This is a genomic window from Vagococcus sp. AM17-17, from assembly GCF_003471765.1.
In the GTDB taxonomy this organism is placed as follows: domain Bacteria; phylum Bacillota; class Bacilli; order Lactobacillales; family Vagococcaceae; genus Vagococcus; species Vagococcus teuberi.
In genome coordinates this window covers 147,092-166,070 of sequence record NZ_QRJY01000001.1, presented here as the reverse complement: position 1 = coordinate 166,070, position 18,979 = coordinate 147,092, and the positions used below count along the sequence as shown (strand labels likewise).

Sequence of the window (18,979 nt, the reverse complement as noted above, 5' to 3'; positions counted from 1 at the left end):
TAATAACTCTAACAAAATTGATTATAGAATTAATAATGAGAAATGGCAACCATTTATTTATATTTATCTAAATTTTTCTTCGCATTGTTCGACTTTTACTTATTTAATAACAAAAAACACCTAATTTGCTCGATTTGAACAAATTAAGTGTGTGATTTATTGATAAATTGCTTTTATAGGATCTAATTTGGCGGCATTAATAGCTGGTATAACACCAAATATTAACCCAATTCCTGCTGAAATAGACGCTGAGAGTATTGCCATACTTGGACTAACAATTGCTGTAATACCATCTGCAAAAGTGGAAATCAGTGTTGCAAGTCCCCATCCAAAGAAGATACCGATGACCCCGCCAATTAGCGTAATAAAAGCAGCCTCTAATAAAAATTGTAATAAAATGGTGATTGGTTTCGCACCGATTGCACGGCGAATCCCGATTTCACGTTTTCGCTCAGAAACAGACACATACATAATATTCATCACCCCAATTCCTCCAACTAATAAAGAAATAGCCGTAATGAATAACAAACCTGTCACGACAGCTTGAAGCATCGATTCAATTTGTTGACGTGCTTGTTCATTTGAACGATCTTCTTCAAATGTTCCAACTAGATTGGGGTGTTGTTCTTTAAGTAACGTATTTGCTTGATCAATAATGGCTTGTCTGTCACTGTGGTCTGTCGTTTTTAATTTAATTGCATTGATTGGTTTATTCTTTGCAAGGTCATTAAACGCTTTTTTAGGCACTTCGTCAAAAAAGGCGGAATCATCCATTATCATGGCGTCATCATCAATTTTAGCCTTTACACCGACTACCAAAAATTTTATACCATCAACATCAATCGCTCTTCCAATAATATCTTTAGGTTTTCGGATGCCTAACGTTGATTGCATGGTATCATACGTGATAATAATACTATTTGATTCTAATTGCTCAGTAGTAAAACTATTTCCAAAACCAACTGGTGTATTCGTTTTACTTGTTGCCACAATTTGACCACTACCTGAAGTGTCAAAATAGTTTAGTGTACTCGTCACCATCTCTTTAGCACCGAATCCAAATCCATAATCAGCACTAATGGTATCAACACCATCGAGTCCTCTTAGCAGCTTTAAATCAAGTTTGTCAAACGCAAACGGCTCTTCGTCTTGAAAGCCAATACTATCATCACTCTGATCGACTTTATAGATTAGACGAATCACGTTAGCATCGGTAGATTCCATTACTTTTAAGCTACTTTGCTTCATCCCTTCACCGATTGCTGATACTGTTACGACAGCTGTGATTCCAATAATAATTCCAACCATCGTTAAAAAAACACGTAGTTTATGTGCCCTTAAACTTAGGAAAGTACTTAATAATAGATTTTTAAGCATTGATAAATTCCTCCTCGGTAAGGAATAAACCATCTTTCATATAAACCACTCGTGTGGCATACTTTCTCATATCAGGATCATGAGTGACCATGACAATTGTTTTTCCTTCTTTATTTAAATTCGACAAGATAGTCATAATATCTTCACTCGTTTCACTATCAAGAGCTCCTGTAGGCTCATCTGCCATAATGAGTAGTGGATCATTAACTAAGGCTCTAGCTATGGCGACACGTTGCTGTTGTCCTCCTGATAACTCAGTCGTTTTAGAAAACTCTTTTCCTTCTAAACCAACCATAGCTAAATAGTCTGAGGCGATTTGACGACGTTCTTTTTCTTTTTTCTTCCCACCATACACCATTGGTAATTCAACATTTTGAATCACATTTAACGATTGTATTAAGAAAAATTGTTGAAAAATAAATCCGATATATTCGTTTCTTAAAGTCGATTTTTGATTTTCAGTTAATTCTGACGCGTCTTTATTATCAAAAATATACTCACCATCTGATAGTTGATCTAAAAATCCAATAATATTCATGAGCGTCGTTTTTCCACTACCGGATTTCCCCATAATCATGATAAATTCGCCTTGCTCAATAGTAAGGTTGAGATTTTTTAAGACATGCAGTGTTGATTTGCCGACTGGATAGTATTTATTTATATCATTTAACTCAACTAATACTGGGTTGTCGTGACTCATTATTTTTCTCCTCCTTCATTTTCGGTAACTTCACCCCCAGGAGTTGGTTCACCTACTGTTAAAGGTACTTCGGATGAAATAATGACACGATCTAAGCCTTCTAAACCACTTGTTACGATAATTTTATCTTTTGATGCCCCTTGATCGGTCGTTTCAACTACCCGTTTTGCAATTGTGCCAAAATCATCAACGAGTACATAAACTTCTTTCGTTTTATCATCTACTTTTACGGCTTCTTTTGGTATTTCTATTTTTTTATCTTCTAGCTTAATTGAAGCTTGTACGTGGAATCCTTTACGAATTTCTTTTGCATCTTTTAAACTTAATTTTACTGTGTAAGTTGATAAAGAATTCCCACTATTTGATGCACCACCTTCTGTTGCTTGCTGGGTATTTGGAATATTAGACACATAAGTGACTTCACCTTTGTATAGTTTATTATCCGCAATGGTTCTAACGTCCGCTATTTGTTTTTCTTTAACTTTTTCTAAGTCTTTCTCATTGACACTACCTTCAACATAAAAATCAGTTGATGATAAAGTTAAAATGGCACTATCTCTGTTTTGGTCTTGTGGAATAATAACCTGACCGTCAAAAGGTGCAATGACTTTATTAACCTGTTTTTCGCTTAATTCATTAATTTGTGTTTGTAATTGACTCATTTTAATATCATAACTACCTAAATCATATTTTAATTCTATGCTTTCTTTCGATACAGGGCTACTGGTAGCTTCTCCTGATTCTGAGGTTGGCGCATTATTCATTTCATTTATTTCAAGTTGCATTTGTCTTGCAGCTTTTTCTTTTTCGGCTTGTGTTGATTCAATTTGAAATTTCAAATCTCTAATTTGAGAGTCTGTTGTCTCATCTAAGTATTGATAAAGCACTGTATCTTTTGTGACATTTTCACCATTTTTTACGTTTAAATCACCCAATTTACCTAGAGTTGTATCTTTGGTAAATTCTTTTGACATAACAGGTGTTACCACACCATTAATAAACACTTGATCAACATTTTCAACGGTATAAAACTCAATTTTTTCTTCTTCCTTTGTGTTTACTGGCTCTTTTTTCGATAACACCATTTTCCCACCGATTGCAGCAATCACTACCAACCCAATAATACTCCCAATAACCACTTTTTTCTTTTTCGACATCCCCAATAACTCCTTTTTCATTAATAATTTAAGTATACCTAAAAAAAGCATTGGAAAAATCAGTCGATGGTCCTATTGTGAATGAGTATAAGAAAAGCGGATAAGTCCGCCTTGACCTATGAAAAAATAGGAAATTTGACCCTGAATGAGCAGCGAAGCGCGCAATGGGGCAAATTTATCTTTTTTTCACTAGGTCAGGACTTGGGAGCTAGACATTGACGGCTGAACTTATAATCCCCTAGTCTATTAAAAAAACTACCTAGTTTTCACTAGATAGTTTCAACGTTATTTAAATAAGTTTGAGAAGAAATCTTTAATCTTTTGCCAAATTCCTTTTGCTTTTTCGACATTTTCTTCTGACAATAAATTATCTTTAAATTCTTTACCATTTTTCACAATGTCATCTTTAAACCCAGATAATTGACTGGTTAATTCTTTATCTGTGATGGCACTTGTATTAGTAAAGTTCACCATGTTATTGACGACTTGCGTTTTTAGTTCTGGTGTAATGGCTTCTTGCAGGCCGTTTTTCTCAATTTGTTCGTCAACCACATTGGTTACTTCTTGTTTCTTTTTCTCATCAGACATGTCACTTAATTTCTTATTAATTTTTTGTAATTCCATTTGAATATCAGCTAACATGACTAAGATGTTTTCTGAAGAATAATCTTTATTATCTTGGTTTTGTTGATCAATGGCAGAAACCACTTGCATTTGATCTTGTGCTACTTCACGCTTTTCATCACGCTCTTTTTGTTCTGTTTGATTAGAGGCAGGATCTACTTCATCATAAATCTTATAAATACCAGCTAATGCACCACTACCATCCATTGGTCGAACGCTTGCAATACGAATGTATGCATCATATACACCACTTGTAATAGCTGCTGAGCGGTACATTGCTTCTGTTCTTGCAGTAATTTTATCTGGTGTCACAATATCAACTGTCACACCCGACCCACTTTTTGTACGAGCAATCAACGCACTTGAATAAGCTTTTGACGAACTGGTAAATTCTGGAACGTCGGTCACATACTTCACTAAATCATTGCCATCAACAATGTATTCATTTATATTCTGAGTGTTTGTTCCACTTAACATGGATACTTTACTCAAGTCTTTTGTTAAAATATCACGTGTTTGTTGCTTTTCAGCATCTGTTAAGCCATTACCTAATGCGATATTTGGAATATCCCATCCTTCATCTTTCGCTTTTTCTGCAGCCGAAACTTGCGTACTTAATCCAACTGTTGAAAGTAGTGTAAGACCTAGTAAAATCTTTTTAAATTTATTCATAACATCACCTTTTCATCTTATTTCCTACTAAATGTAACACATCTATTCCTTATTTCCATCCATCTTTAGAATGAATTAAGTCTTTTTATTGATTATTTAACATTCTTTAAAAAAAATCAATTAAAAACAAACGCACTAGCTTTAACTAGTGCGATATTATTTTTATTCTAAAAAGTCTTTTAATTGTTTTGAACGAGATGGGTGGCGTAATTTTCTTAACGCTTTTGCTTCTATTTGACGGATTCTCTCACGTGTGACACCAAATACTTTTCCTACTTCTTCAAGAGTACGCGTACGGCCATCATCTAAGCCAAAACGTAAACGCAAAACATTTTCTTCGCGATCGGTCAGTGTATCTAATACACTTTCTAATTGTTCTTTTAATAATTCATAGGCTGCATGTTCAGCAGGACTTGTCGCTTCTTGATCTTCAATAAAATCTCCTAAGTGTGAGTCATCTTCTTCCCCAATTGGTGTTTCAAGAGACACAGGCTCTTGTGCGATTTTAAGGATTTCACGTACTTTTTCAGGTGATAAATCCATCTCCGCTCCAATTTCTTCAGGTGTTGGTTCGCGACCTAAGTCTTGTAGTAATTGACGTTGGATACGAATTAATTTGTTGATTGTTTCAACCATATGAACCGGAATACGAATCGTTCTGGCTTGGTCGGCAATCGCACGAGTAATCGCTTGACGAATCCACCAAGTCGCATAAGTAGAAAACTTAAATCCTTTTTCATGGTCAAATTTTTCTACAGCTTTCATCAATCCCATGTTACCTTCTTGGATTAAATCAAGGAATTGCATCCCACGACCAACATAACGTTTGGCAATACTAACCACTAAACGCAAGTTAGCTTCTGCCAGTTCTTGCTTTGCTTCAGGGTCACCTTCTTTAATACGTAACGCTAGAGCCACTTCTTCGTCAGCTGTAAGAAGGGATACACGACCAATTTCTTTAAGATACATACGAACAGGATCATTAATTTTTACCCCAGCTGGTGCAATTAAATCTTCTTCTTCTTCTTTTTCTTTTGTCTTCTTAGATTCTTGATTTTTTTTAGCGACACGCAAACTATGTTCACTTGGCTCGCCTTTTTCATCAACAACGCTAATTCCTGCGTCCTCAACTTTTTCAATCAATTCATCCATATCATCAGCATCTAATTCATAAGGAGTAGCTAATTTGTTTGTTAACTCATCATAAAACACCGAACCTTTTACCTTGTTCAACTTGATGAATTTGGTTACTTCTTTTTTGTATGCTTCATCTTTTACCATTTTTGACACGATGGACTCCCCCTTATATTATCACCAATTACTTAATTTTTTTTGTAATTGGATAATCTCTAATGTTACTTCCATTTCTTCAACAGCATTCCCTGTCTGCTTAGCTGTTTGTTGTCGAGTCATTAAATCGTCAATTTTAGATTGAATGCTCGCTTTTTTTATCACATGTAAACAATCACTAATCTCTGTCTCATTACTTTGTTGACTAATGTCCTGCATGGTAATTGTGACTAATAATTGTCTTAAATTTTCTTCTTTTAAATAATTAATAAAATCTGCTAGTTCAATTTGACCATATAGTTCATAAAAACTTGCTATATGCTGAAATAACTCTTGGTATTCATCATGAACAAACGAAAAATCCTTTTTATTTACTAATTGAGTAAATATTGCCTTCTCTTTTAATATACGATAAATCAGTAATCTTTCAGCTTTTTCAACCACCGTTTGTTTTCGGACTTGTTGAATTTGTGGTATCACAACTTCTGGTTGTTTTGGTATGACTTTTTTAAACTGATGCACTTTGTTTGACTGAATAAACGAATTTAACTGGATTTGCAAGGTATCTTTTGAAACGTGATACTCTTCAGATAATTGAGTTAACGCAAAATCTTTTTCAATAACTGATGGGATTTTCGCTAATTCCTGTAAGACAAGATCTAAATAAGTTAACACATCTGACTCATTGTCTAGATTAAACTCTTGTGATAAAAATTGTTTCTTAAACTGAAACACGGTTAACTGATGGTGTTTTAATTCATTTTCCAATGCTTCAAGACCATATGTTTTTCTATACTCATCTGGATCTAACCGATTGGGTAACATCACTACTTGAACACCTAGCGTTGTATTATCAGTTAATAACTCTACCGCACGATTTGTCGCATTTATCCCAGCAGCATCACCGTCATAGACAATCGTCACATCTTGACAAACTCTCTCGAGTCGATTAATCTGCTGTTCCGTCAAACTCGTTCCCATTGTAGCGACCGCATTTTTTACCCCTGACATATGAGATGCTATCACATCCATAAATCCTTCAAATAAGAATACATCATTCGACTTTCTAATATGGGGTCTTGCCAAATGAAAATTATAAATGACATCTCGTTTATTAAAAATTTCCGTTTCAGGACTGTTTAAATACTTTGGTTGTTTGACGTCTTGTTTTGCCTGTTCAGAAGGCATCATGCGACCTGAAAAGCCAATTGTTTTACCTTGAGCATCTTTTATTGGAAACATAATCCGGTTAACAAAGCGATCGGTATATGATCCATCATCTCTTTCGATAAACAAACCTGACTGTCCATAAAACGTTTCATCAAACTCTTTTTCCATAACTTTTAATAAAATTTGCCGATTGTCCGGAGCAAATCCTATCTCAAATTCTTCTATTACGTCTTTAGGAATATCTCGCGACTCTAAATAAGCCATCGCCTCTTTTCCAGCCTCTGTATTCACTAGTATATGATGAAAAAACTTTTTTGCATGCTCATGCATTGTGATTAACGTCTGGTGCGTTTGATTTTTTTCAGTGCTACGTTGTTCACTATAAACTGAAGTTGGTAATGAGACATTTAAAGGTACTGCCAACTTCTCAACAGATTCAGGAAACGACAATCCTTCTATCTCTTGAATAAACGTAAACACATTACCACCCTTGCCACACCCAAAACAATGAAAGATTTGTTTGTCCTCTGCTACAGTAAACGAAGGCGTTTTTTCGTTGTGAAAGGGACATAAACCAAGGTAGTTTTTACCAGATTTTTTTAATTGAACATAGTTTTCAACAACCTCAACAATATTTGTTTCTTGTCTAACTGTATCAATTAATTCTTGAGGGATTAATTGTGACAACGTAATCATCCCCTTTTACATAATTAAGTCAGAAAAGTCGCACTGAACCCAGCGCGACCATGACATAACTTTTCATAATAAATTATAACATAATTCGACATGTTTGCAACAATTTGTGCTTAGTTAAAAGAACCCATTTTTCCAGTAATCAATTTATCTAAAATTAACTTACCTAAAATTGAACAGATAACAAGCACGATAAAAATAGGGAGTGTTGTCGCATTGAGCCACGTAATTTCAAGTAGTGACTTGAATAGCATAGCTGCAACAAATGTTCCCACAGTTGTTGTCACAGCTAAGAATAATCTTAATGGATTAAACGGAAGACAAGCTTTAATCACTGCCATTGAGCTCACTGCAATTAACATATAATACATTAACGTCGTTTGATCGACTCCACTAATGCCAAACTTCGGTGAAATAAAGTAAATCACAAGGATATTTATTACCACCAGTAACGCATTTGGTAACGCTCGTCTTAACGCAGTTGGTAAGAATTTTGTTGTAATCTTGCGTTTATCTGATTCAAATGATAAAAAGAATGTTGGGTAACCTTCAATTGCCAAATCAAGCAGTGTAATTTGAATTGGAATAAATGGAAATCCAATCGCTGCTACCATACAAATGATTGACAAAATGAATGAATAGATTGTTTTAATAAAGAAAATACTTGCCACTTTTGTCACGTTGTTTACTACGCGTCGACCTTCAAATAATACGTCTGGCAACGTAGTAAAATCTGAGTTAAGCAAGACAAGATTCGCCATTTGACGTGTGGCGTTATCTCCTTCTGCCATGGCGATACTACAATCTGCTTCTTTCATTGCTAAAATATCATTGACACCATCACCTGTCATAGCAACAATATGGTCTTTTTGACGCAAAGCTTCCACTAACCATTTTTTCTGTTGTGGACTCACTCGCCCAAATACAGTGTAATCATCAACTATTTGTTTGACTTCTTCTTCAGTTTTGATAGTTGATAAATCGATATATTGCTCATAATTTTTTAATCCCGCACGTCTAGCAACATTTGATACGGTAATTGGGTTGTCACCTGAAATAACTTTTAACGCAACCCCTTCACTATCCAAATAAGCTAACGTTTCTTCCGCGTTTTCACGAATGGCATCTTCAATAATTAAAACTGATTGAGCGTCAACAGAACCAACTGTGTCGTTAATTTGTGTCGCCTGTGCATCAATACCTATTAATAAGACACGACTTCCCTGTTCTTGAGCTTGCATCACTTCTGTAGGTATGGAACTTTCTGATACTAATCTTTCTGGTGCACCTAAATACACACAACCAATGCCTTCAAATAACACAGCACCCCATTTTCTATCAGAAGAAAATGGTAATACATCTAATACGTTTAAGTCATTTGATGTCTTGAAATATGAACGTAAGGCTTGCATTGTAAGGTTATTATCATCTGTTGCATTGATATAATTACCCATTAACTTATTCGTATCAATTTGGCTATTTTTACTTGCCAAATCAATCATTTCTGAGACAATCATGTTACCTTGAGTAATGGTTCCTGTTTTATCCAAACATAACACGTCAACATGAGCTAACGTTTCAATAGAATGCATATCTTGTACTAATACTTTTTTCTTCGTTAATTTCACAACACCTGTTGCAAGCGCAATACTGATTAAAAGCACCATTCCTTTTGGTAACATTCCAAGTAGTGCTGCAGCTGAAGAAACAACGGATAGCTTGATGTCGCTGTTTCTTAAAAAATAAGCTTCTAAAAATAAAATGACCCCTAATGGAATAATAATGTAACTTGTAAATTTAGCCACTTTTCTAATTGATTGAACTAATTCAGACGTCACAGGTTTATGTATTTTAGCTTCTTCGGCAATCTTAATGGCATAATTGTCTTTTCCAACATGAATAACTTTCGCCACACATTGACCACTTGTCACGTAACTCCCTGACATTAGCTGGCTATCGACACCTTTTTTAATTAAATCTGCTTCACCGGTTAAAAGTGACTCATTGACTTCCACATTACCTGAAACAATAATTGTATCAGATGGTACTTGTTGTCCAGCTGATAAAATCACAATATCATCCATTACTAACTCAGTCGTAGGAATGCCAATTTTTTGATTATCACGATAGACATCCACATTTTCTTCGTTCACAATGGAAAGTTGTGCTACTAAATTTTTCGCACGAATTTCTTGAGACACACCAATCACAACATTTAAAATAATGATTGCCATAAAAAACATATTACTATATGCACCGACTAAAGCTAAACAAATCGCAATAATCACGTTTAGTAGGTTAAATAGGGTGAAGACATTATCAAAAATGATATCTTTATTACTTTTTGAAGTATCTGAAACATAATCATTCACTTGTCCTTTGGCTATTCGCTGATTAACTTCCTCTTTGGTTAATCCTGTTTCATTCATTTTCATTTTATCTACTCTCTCTTTTTCATTTATTCTTTCATTATTATATAGATATTTATAATAAGTTTAAAGTCTTTTAACAAATAATTAAACTCCTAACTAAAAAAAGCTTAGGAGTTTAAGCGTTCTACTCATCTTAACTGGTCGTTTTTTCATCAGGTAATGAGGCATATCGACCATTACTTATAGCAAATACTAAATGTGCATTTGTCGAAATATATTGATTATAGGCATTAGTATTAACAATTTGTCCTTTTTCTTTATATGAATCAACATAATACACTTCATAAGTAACTGAAGCACCTTTTGAATTAAAGTTTTCATAAATTAGTTTAGGGATGTCTCCTTCAAGTTGACCAAAAAATGACTTAATATATGGTCGTCCAACAGAATAGGTGACATTCACAGTTTTATTATCATTACCTGTCAATTTTTTACCTGCTTCAATAGATTGATCAATTAATTGACCAAATGGAACATTATCAGAAAAACTTTGTTTCGTGACAACCTGTAAATCCGGCGAGACGTTCGTTGCTTCTTCGGCAGAATAATTCGCAAAATTAGGAACAACCACGGCTTTTCCAACAGATATTGAGACACTCATTTTATCATGCTTGGCTAATTTTGTTTCTGGAGAAACTGTTTGCGATATGACAAAATCTGGTTCAATCTTATCTGAATCAGATTCTTTGAACTCGACATTGATCTCATTTTTCTTTGCCCAATCTTCAACCTCTGATTTTGCTTTTTTTCTAAAATCAGGTACAGAAATATTTTTTTCAAAAACTTCTTTTCCTTTAGAGAAGTAAACATTGGCAATATCTTGACGCAAATAATGATCTTTATTGACTTCTTTATCAGTAAATTCCAACCTAATAAATTTACCTGTTTCGATTTTATCATTGTATTCATCAATGATTGTGACATTTTCGGCTTTATTTTTTTTAATCCATTGTTCCACTTCTTCTTTAGACATCGTTTCAAAATCAGGTAACTCAATTTTCCCTTTTGGATCTGCTCCTTCACTTACCTTAAATGTTATATTAGAGCCTTTTTTAATCTTTTTATTTGGTGCAATTGATTGACTTATAATGCCGTTTGAATCTATTTTTAAGGAATATTCTTGTTTTATTTCAGGTTTCATTTTATTTTCAGTTGCCCAGTTTTTTGCCTCAACAACGGTTTTACCTGAAAAATCTGGTACTGATACACGGGTCATTTGATAATATACCATATACAACAACAGTAAACAGATACCAACTATCCCACCTATCAGGATTCGTTTTGTTTGTTGTTTTTTCTTATAATCAGGGTCTATTTCAACATCATGCTCTATCCCATTACCTGTCGAATGGTCTTCATCTAACCCCTTATCAGATTTTTTTCGTTTTCTTTTAACTTTTATTTTGGTGTCATTGACATGTTTTGTTTCTTCTTGAAACATAACATCTACATCGTCAAACTCTTGCTTATCATAGTCGGAAGCTGATGATTGCAAATCATCGGTTTCTAATGCGAGATTTTCGTTTGCATCTGACGACACGTCTTTATTATTTTTTTTTTCATTCAACATATTTTTATAATTATCACTATCAAAATTTGACAAAAAATCAGACATTCTCTTTTAAAGCTCCTTTTCTTAGAAGGTAGGAGTAATCAGATTGTAACGCTATCTCAGGTGAGTGTGTGACAACCACTACACATTTGTTGTGTTTATGAGCTAACATTTTAAATATTCCCACAATCTCTTGTTCCATCTCTTCATCCAGATTACCGGTTGGTTTATCAGCCAATATCACATCAACATTAGTTGACAAAGCTCTTGCGATTGCCACCCGTTGTTGTTCTCCTCCTGATAATTGCGTCACCAAGCGTTTTGATTTTTCATTTGGTATTCCCATATAATCTAGTAAATTAATGGCGACAGTTTCTTGCTCATCAGGTAGTTTATTATCAGTAATGGCCATTGGGACCATCACATTCTCAACGGCTGTTAAATACGGAATTAAATTATAATATTGAAATATTATGCTAATGTAATCTCTACGATAAGCATCATAGCTAATTTTTTCAATGTTTTTCTTCTCGTAAAAAACTCGACCTTCCTGCGGTGTATCAAGTCCCGCTAATAACGATAGTAAAGTTGTTTTACCAGATCCAGATTGTCCAACGATGGTATAAAATTTACCTTTTTCAAATGCGACGTTCGTATTTTTCAAAACGAACCGACGCGTATCACCATCTTGGTAATAGTAGTTTAACTTACTTGCTTTTAATATAGACACGACTTAGACTCCTTTACATCATTATTTTCTTAGGATTGAGCCTCATAATGTAAACTAGAGGAACAATCGTAGATAGTAACACAACTATTAATCCAACGAGATAAAATAGAACAATGTAGGAAGGAGTTAATCTAATTTCATATGTACTAACAACATCATCTTCAGTTAGATTGATGTCGTTTATCGGGCTACCATAAATTATGGTATTATACTCTGTAGCATGATCGCTTTGTATGGTCATCAATGAGTCAGAAAATCCTTTTGCTAGCAAATTACCAGAAAATACGGATAACGTCATTGCTACCAATGCTACTAACATTACTTCCACGACAATTTGTCCTACAACGTTGAATCGCTTCTCTCCAAGAGACAAGTATATCCCTAATTCGTGTTTTCGATCTCTTAAGAACAGTATCGTTGCTAACGTAATAATAAAAATAGACGCAATCACAGACACAATAAGCACGATATGAGAGATTTTTGCCATTCCTTTAATAGGACCAGCAATTGAATCAAACTGATCAGAACTTGCTTCTATTTTATAGTATCCTAACCCCTTATCCTTTAGAATTTGGTTTCCAAGCATTCGAAAGTCTTCAATGTCTTCAGGTTTGTTTAATACATACGTTACTTGAATAGATGTATAAGAAAACTCTTTTAACACTGTGTCTTTGTCCATTACTTTTTCATTTTCATCTAAAAAATTATCAGGGAAACTATCATATGAAAATGCCAACATTTCCTTTTGTGTTTTTTCGATGTAAGCATTTGGTAAGTATATAACATTTAACTTGTCATATAAATCAATGGTTTGATTCATTTTTTGATCCGTGTCTTTTTGAGTATTTCCTGGTGATTTTTTTTCTTTTACTTCTTTTACATCAAACAAACCAATAATTTCAATCGGATACTCTTTTGCTTTGGTTTCAGTCTCTGTGTCACCAGACCCTCCTTGACTAATATGAGCAACTAGTCGGTCAAACACCACTTTATCTCCTACATGAATGTTATTTTCTTTTGCCACTTTATCCGAAATGATGGCAACAGCCGATCCCTTTTTAATTTCATCAGCATTGAAAGTTCGCCCTTCTATTAAGCTAATTTTTTTAGATCGCTCATAAACGAGTTCTGGTCGACTCGCTCCCTTTATATTAAAATAAGAGATGCCTTCAAATTCACGCACATAACTATCATCTGAAGGCTGCACGTTTTTAATCTTTTTGGTTTGCATCATATCCGTAACTGAGTAGTCATAAAATTTCACTTGGTTTAAATGACCAATTTCTTTATAGACATTTGTATCTGGCTCTTTGATGTCCAAATCTTTTCCAGACTCTTCCATTTCTTGAATTTTATCTTCATTAAAAGATACCGCTGCATTGGCACCTAGTTGTGTTTTAATATTAGTCTCAACACCACGAGTTGCTTGTTGAATCGCAATCGCACCTGCCATTAAGTTTCCTAAAATAAATATCACTAAAAATAAAATGATCGATTTACCTTTTCTCCGCTGAATACTTAATAAGGCTCTTTTTAATAAGTGCCTTATCATTCATTTTATAATCCTTTATTATAAAATCCATTAAAATTTAATTTTTTCATAAAAAATAATTCAAACTCTTATAACTACTCTCTCCTTTTGGCTGAAAAAAAGATGGCAAAGCGTGCTGAAACGCCTTACCATCTTCAAAAAATTTATATTTGGTTATTTTGCAAACGATACATATCGTAGTATAACCCTTCTTCATCAATTAACTCATCATGAGTTCCTTTTTCAACAATATGACCTTTCTCAAGAACTAAAATAAGGTTGGCATCTTTAATAGTAGATAATCTATGTGCAATGGCAATCGTCGTACGACCTTTACGCATTTTCTCTAATCCTTCTTGAATCAGTGTTTCTGTTTCGGTATCAATATTAGCAGTTGCCTCATCTAATACTAAAATCTTCGGATCAGTGACGATTGTTCTGGCAAATGAAATCAACTGACGTTGGCCACTTGAAAAACTTGATCCACCTTCCAAAACAGGTGCATGATACTTTTTAGGTAATGTTTCAATAAATTTATCCGCTTGAACAAATTTTGCCGCATTAACAATCTGCTCATCTGTAATAGCGTTATTTAACAATCTAATATTGCTTGAAATGTCACCATAAAACATAAACGCATCTTGTAAGACTAATCCCATTTTCTCACGTAATTCTTCCATTGGATAATCTTTGATATTCACATCATCAATTAAAATATCACCATCATAAAACTCATAAAATCGCATCAACACATTGATAATGGAACTTTTACCACTTCCAGTATGACCAACTAACGCCACTGTTTCACCTGGATTGGCGACAAAGCTAATGTTATTCAATACATTATGTTTTCCATCATAAGAAAAACTAACATCTCTGAACTCGATTTTAGCGTTTGTGATGGTTGCATTAGCTCCTTCATTTTGTTGTGGCACTAATTCTTCATGATCTAAAATACGCATAATTCGACTTCCAGCGACAAGACCATCTTGAAATGTACTTAAAAAATCCATCATCTGTGTCATTGGATTAAAAAACTGTTGTACGTATGAAATAAACGCATAAATCATCCCAACTTCAACTAATGAATTCAATGATTTAAACCCAAAGAACCCTAAAATCATCGCGGTTGCTAAAGCAAAAAGTAAGTTGATAATTGGTGCAAGAAGTAATGAATTAGTTCGAATCATGGCATATTTTGTTTTTAAGTATTCATTATTATTTTCTTCAAATTCTTCTTCAAGACGTTCTTCTTGTCTAAAGTATTGCACAATTTGCATACCTGAGATGGATTCATTTAATTTTGTGTTTAATTGACTTAATCGCTCACGCATGTTGCGGTAAATCTTTGAACTAAATTTTTGATAATACCAGATAATCACCAGTAATATCGGGAAAAAGATCAAACAAGCAAACATTAATTGCACATTAATCGTTGCCATGGCAATAAATGACGCCACGATACCAAATAACGCAGATAAAACCATCAAAAAAACTAACCAAAAATCAAATAACGTTTCAGTGTCGTTCGTCACACGAGAAACAATTGATCCCGCAGGCGTCTGGTCAAAGTATCTCATGCCCATCATTTGTAGTTTGGAGAATAATTTAACACGGATAGATTGGTATGTTTGCAATGACCCTTTGTAATATAAAATCCATTGCCCAAACCATACAATAGCTTTAAATAACGTTCCTAAACCATAAAGGGCAGCAAAATATAAAATCGTCTGTGTCGTCACGCTAGTATCTGTTAGATGATTATCCATAAACACTTGCAAAATTTTCGGCAAAATAATATTAACGATCGCAAGTAACACGGCAAATACTAATGAGCCGACAAAGTATTTTCTAAACGGTTTAGCAAAAGTTATCAAACGCTTAACGATTTCTTTTTGCTCTTTCATCGTAAACGACTTCGACCATGCTGATTGTTGTTCTTCCATTAGTTTAGCCCCCCTTCAATTTTTTGTTCAAGTTGTTGATGGTCATACATTTTCTTATACCAACCATTTAACGCAATCAACTCGTTATGGGTGCCTCGTTCGATGATTTTTCCTTCATCGATCACAATGATTTCTTTTGCATGTTTTACACTACTTAATCTATGAGTCGTGATAATCGTTGTTTTATTTTGTCTTGTTTCTTTCAAACTAGATAATATTAATTCCTCTGTTTTAGCATCAACAGCAGATAACGCATCATCTAGAATTAATAATTCTGGTTCTGTTAATAGGGCTCTTGCAATCGAGATACGTTGTTTTTGACCACCTGAAAGAGAGACACCACGTTCTCCAACCATTGTGTCATAACCATGACTAAATCCCATAATATCATCATGTACTGCTGCTTGTTTAGCAATCGTTTCGACTAATTCTTGAGATGCTTTTGGGCGACCAAATCGAATATTATCTCTTACTGTCATCGAAAACAGAAAATGATCTTGTGGCACATAACCAATCGAATGAAGTAGTGCATCCAATGTATAATGTTGTAATTTGTTACCACCAAATACTATTTCACCATCATAATCATCGTATTCACGCATTAACAGTTTTAGTAATGTTGTTTTCCCTGATCCAGTTTTACCAACTATTCCAAGAGTATCTCCCTCATGTAAGGTAAAATCTATATGTTCTAATGCTGTTACCTCATCACCTGGGTAATTAAATTTGTCTACGTTATAATGGATATCTCCTTTTGCTGGCTGAGATACACCTGTTTTCATTTCTATAATCGCTGACTTTTCACTTAATAATTCATTAACACGGTCGTAACTTGCATTCCCTCGTTGTAAAATGTTGAAGAAACGCCCGATTGCGAACATCGGCCAAACCAACATCCCAATATAGTTAAAAAATGAGATTAATTGTCCAATTGAAATACTTCCAGTTTTAACTAAGTAGCCACCTAGCGAAATTGAAATAATGTAACTTAACCCAATAATAATTGTAATCAGTGGATCAAATAATGCATCTAAAAAGTTGACGCGATTATTTTTTCTAACAGAGTAGTCCACTTTTTCTTTAAAATCTTCTATTTCTTCTTTTTCTTGTCCAAAAGTTTTAATCACTTTTATCCCAGTAATTGTTTCTTGCGTTTTATCATTTAATCTTGAAAACGCATCTTGTGACTCTTTAAATGCTGCATGCAACTTGTCTCCAAGTTTACTAGATAACACAGCAAGCAGTGGAAACGGTAGTAACGCTAGTAATGTTAAACGCCAATCAATAAAAATAATCATCGCAATCACCGTTATAGCTCCTGTAATAAACGCATCAGCAAAGGTTAAAATCCCTCCACCAGCCACGTTTTGGATGGCGTTTAAGTCATTTGTGGCATGTGCCATTAAATCTCCTGTACGATACCGTTGATAAAACGTTTGGTCCATCTGAGTAAAATGATGGAACAATCTTTTTCTCATACGTTTTTCTAATCTAGCCGCGCCACCCCAGATGTGTGTTCGCCACACATAACGCAATAAATACACCACGATAGCCGCTAATACTAATAATCCAACCCAAAACATTAATTTTTGAACGGTTAATGTTTTATCAGCAATAGAGTCCACGACAATCCCAATCACTCTCGGCGGTAATAACTGAATAATAGCAACTAAGATTAATGCTCCTACACCGATAATATAGTTTTTCTTTTCTTCTTTGAAAAACCAAGCTAATTTTTTAAAAACGCTCAAGTTGTTCACTCCTTTTGACCATAAAAAAACAGGTGCGAAAAAAGCACCCGTTTTTTATGTTTTTTATTCATTCCAAAACAAAACAACTATTTTTTCTTCTTGTTGTTTTGAGCTGTCATGTTTTGCATCATTTGACGTATTTTCTTCTCTGACGGTTTTTGACCCATCTGTGACATCATCATACGCAACATATCCTCATTAACGGGAGGATTTTTCTGTAATTGATCTTCAAATGTTTTCTTTGCTAAAAAGAATCCACCGACTGCTCCTAAAATTAGGGCAATAATAATGAATAAAATAGCTAATCCAGTATTCATCTTTTCGACGCTCCTTCCTCCAATTAATCTACTCCACAATAATCAATTGTACTAGAAAATAACGTCAATGAAAAGACTCTTTTAACAAATTTAAGCATTATTTTCAATATCTATTAACAAATTAGGATTAAATTCTCCTTTTTTCAACATTTTAATCTCATGATAGTATGGTGCTTTGGCTGTTTTTTTATCTTCACCTACAAAAGGTGTTTCTAAAATTTTCGGTAACTCTTTTAATTGGTCGTGATAAACCACATAATTTAATGCATCAAACCCAATTGTCCCAAAGCCAATATTGGCATGACGGTCTTTATGTGAGCCTTGATCGTTTTTAGAATCATTGACATGAATGACTTTTAATCTGTCCAAGCCAATGATTTTGTCAAACTCTTCTAACACACCATCAAAATCTTCACGTACATTATAACCCGCATCGTTAATGTGGCATGTATCTAACGTCACAGATAATTTATCGTTATGTGTGACCCCGTCAATAATTCGTGCGATTTCCTCAAATGAACGACCGATTTCTGTTCCTTTTCCCGCCATCGTTTCTAGCGCAATTTGTGGTGTTTGATCACTTGTTAACACTTCATTTAATCCTTTAATAATTTGGTTAATCCCCGCGTCCACTCCCGCTCCAACATGAGCACCAGGATGCATTGTTATTTGTGTTGCACCAATAGCTGACACACGTTCAATTTCTTGACGTAAAAAGTCAATGGCAAACCCAAAGTTTTGAGGTTTCGTTGTGTTACCAAGATTGATGATATAAGGAGCGTGAACCACTATTTTATTAATGTCTAAATCATGTTGACGCATAAATTCTCGGCCTGCTTCAATATTTAACTCTTCAATTGATTTTCTTCGTGTATTTTGTGGTGCACCTGTATAAATCATAAAAGTTGATGCACCATATTCTGCTGATTGTTTTGCTGATCCTAACAGCATATCTTTTCCACTCATACTAACATGAGACCCTAATAACATAAAATAATTCCTCATTTCTATTAACTTACTTTATAGATTGTAGCGTT

At 34.3% G+C, this 18,979-nt stretch carries 14 protein-coding genes; all 14 read right to left on the bottom strand.

Features of this window, described 5'->3' with window-relative positions; translation table 11 throughout:
- Positions 1-156: 156 nt before the first annotated feature.
- Positions 157-1,377, bottom strand: a complete 1,221-nt coding sequence (locus DW196_RS00835) for an ABC transporter permease (protein ID WP_158563487.1) — start codon at positions 1,375-1,377, stop codon at positions 157-159.
- Positions 1,370-2,077 carry an ABC transporter ATP-binding protein gene (locus DW196_RS00830; RefSeq protein ID WP_071456915.1) on the bottom strand — a complete coding sequence of 236 codons (708 nt, stop codon included), beginning with the start codon at positions 2,075-2,077 and terminating at the stop codon, positions 1,370-1,372. Before DW196_RS00830 ends, DW196_RS00835 begins: the two co-directional genes overlap by 8 nt.
- The gene (locus DW196_RS00825) at positions 2,077-3,234 is read right to left on the bottom strand and encodes an efflux RND transporter periplasmic adaptor subunit (RefSeq protein ID WP_118249592.1); all 1,158 of its coding nucleotides are present in this window, start codon (positions 3,232-3,234) and stop codon (positions 2,077-2,079) included. The genes DW196_RS00830 and DW196_RS00825 overlap by 1 nt, the downstream gene beginning before the upstream one ends.
- 285 nt (positions 3,235-3,519) lie before the next feature.
- Positions 3,520-4,530, bottom strand: a complete 1,011-nt coding sequence (locus DW196_RS00820; RefSeq protein WP_071456917.1) for a DUF1002 domain-containing protein — start codon at positions 4,528-4,530, stop codon at positions 3,520-3,522.
- A 162-nt stretch (positions 4,531-4,692) separates the two neighbouring features.
- On the bottom strand, positions 4,693-5,811 hold the full coding sequence (gene rpoD, locus DW196_RS00815) for an RNA polymerase sigma factor RpoD (protein WP_071457838.1): 1,119 nt from the start codon (positions 5,809-5,811) through the stop codon (positions 4,693-4,695).
- A 30-nt stretch (positions 5,812-5,841) separates the two neighbouring features.
- Positions 5,842-7,677 carry a DNA primase gene (dnaG, locus tag DW196_RS00810; RefSeq protein WP_118249591.1) on the bottom strand — a complete coding sequence of 612 codons (1,836 nt, stop codon included), beginning with the start codon at positions 7,675-7,677 and terminating at the stop codon, positions 5,842-5,844.
- Positions 7,678-7,796: 119 nt separating this feature from the next.
- On the bottom strand, positions 7,797-10,118 hold the full coding sequence (locus tag DW196_RS00805) for a cation-translocating P-type ATPase (RefSeq protein ID WP_187363564.1): 2,322 nt from the start codon (positions 10,116-10,118) through the stop codon (positions 7,797-7,799).
- Between the two features lie 130 nt (positions 10,119-10,248).
- The gene (locus tag DW196_RS00800; protein WP_118249590.1) at positions 10,249-11,730 is read right to left on the bottom strand and encodes a PASTA domain-containing protein; all 1,482 of its coding nucleotides are present in this window, start codon (positions 11,728-11,730) and stop codon (positions 10,249-10,251) included.
- The gene (locus DW196_RS00795; RefSeq protein WP_118249589.1) at positions 11,723-12,397 is read right to left on the bottom strand and encodes an ABC transporter ATP-binding protein; all 675 of its coding nucleotides are present in this window, start codon (positions 12,395-12,397) and stop codon (positions 11,723-11,725) included. The genes DW196_RS00800 and DW196_RS00795 overlap by 8 nt, the downstream gene beginning before the upstream one ends.
- A 13-nt stretch (positions 12,398-12,410) precedes the next feature.
- Positions 12,411-13,949, bottom strand: coding sequence for an ABC transporter permease (locus tag DW196_RS00790; RefSeq protein ID WP_118249588.1), 1,539 nt, complete (start codon positions 13,947-13,949; stop codon positions 12,411-12,413).
- Positions 13,950-14,092: 143 nt separating this feature from the next.
- Positions 14,093-15,874, bottom strand: a complete 1,782-nt coding sequence (locus DW196_RS00785; RefSeq protein ID WP_118249587.1) for an ABC transporter ATP-binding protein — start codon at positions 15,872-15,874, stop codon at positions 14,093-14,095.
- Entirely contained in the window at positions 15,874-17,625 is a 1,752-nt protein-coding gene (locus tag DW196_RS00780) for an ABC transporter ATP-binding protein (protein ID WP_118249586.1), read from the bottom strand. The genes DW196_RS00785 and DW196_RS00780 overlap by 1 nt, the downstream gene beginning before the upstream one ends.
- Before the next feature lie 86 nt (positions 17,626-17,711).
- On the bottom strand, positions 17,712-17,942 hold the full coding sequence (locus DW196_RS00775) for a YneF family protein (protein ID WP_071456925.1): 231 nt from the start codon (positions 17,940-17,942) through the stop codon (positions 17,712-17,714).
- A gap of 90 nt (positions 17,943-18,032) precedes the next feature.
- Positions 18,033-18,932 (bottom strand): deoxyribonuclease IV, encoded by a 900-nt coding sequence (locus DW196_RS00770; RefSeq protein ID WP_118249585.1) that lies wholly within the window; start codon positions 18,930-18,932, stop codon positions 18,033-18,035.
- Between the last annotated feature and the right edge of the window lie 47 nt (positions 18,933-18,979).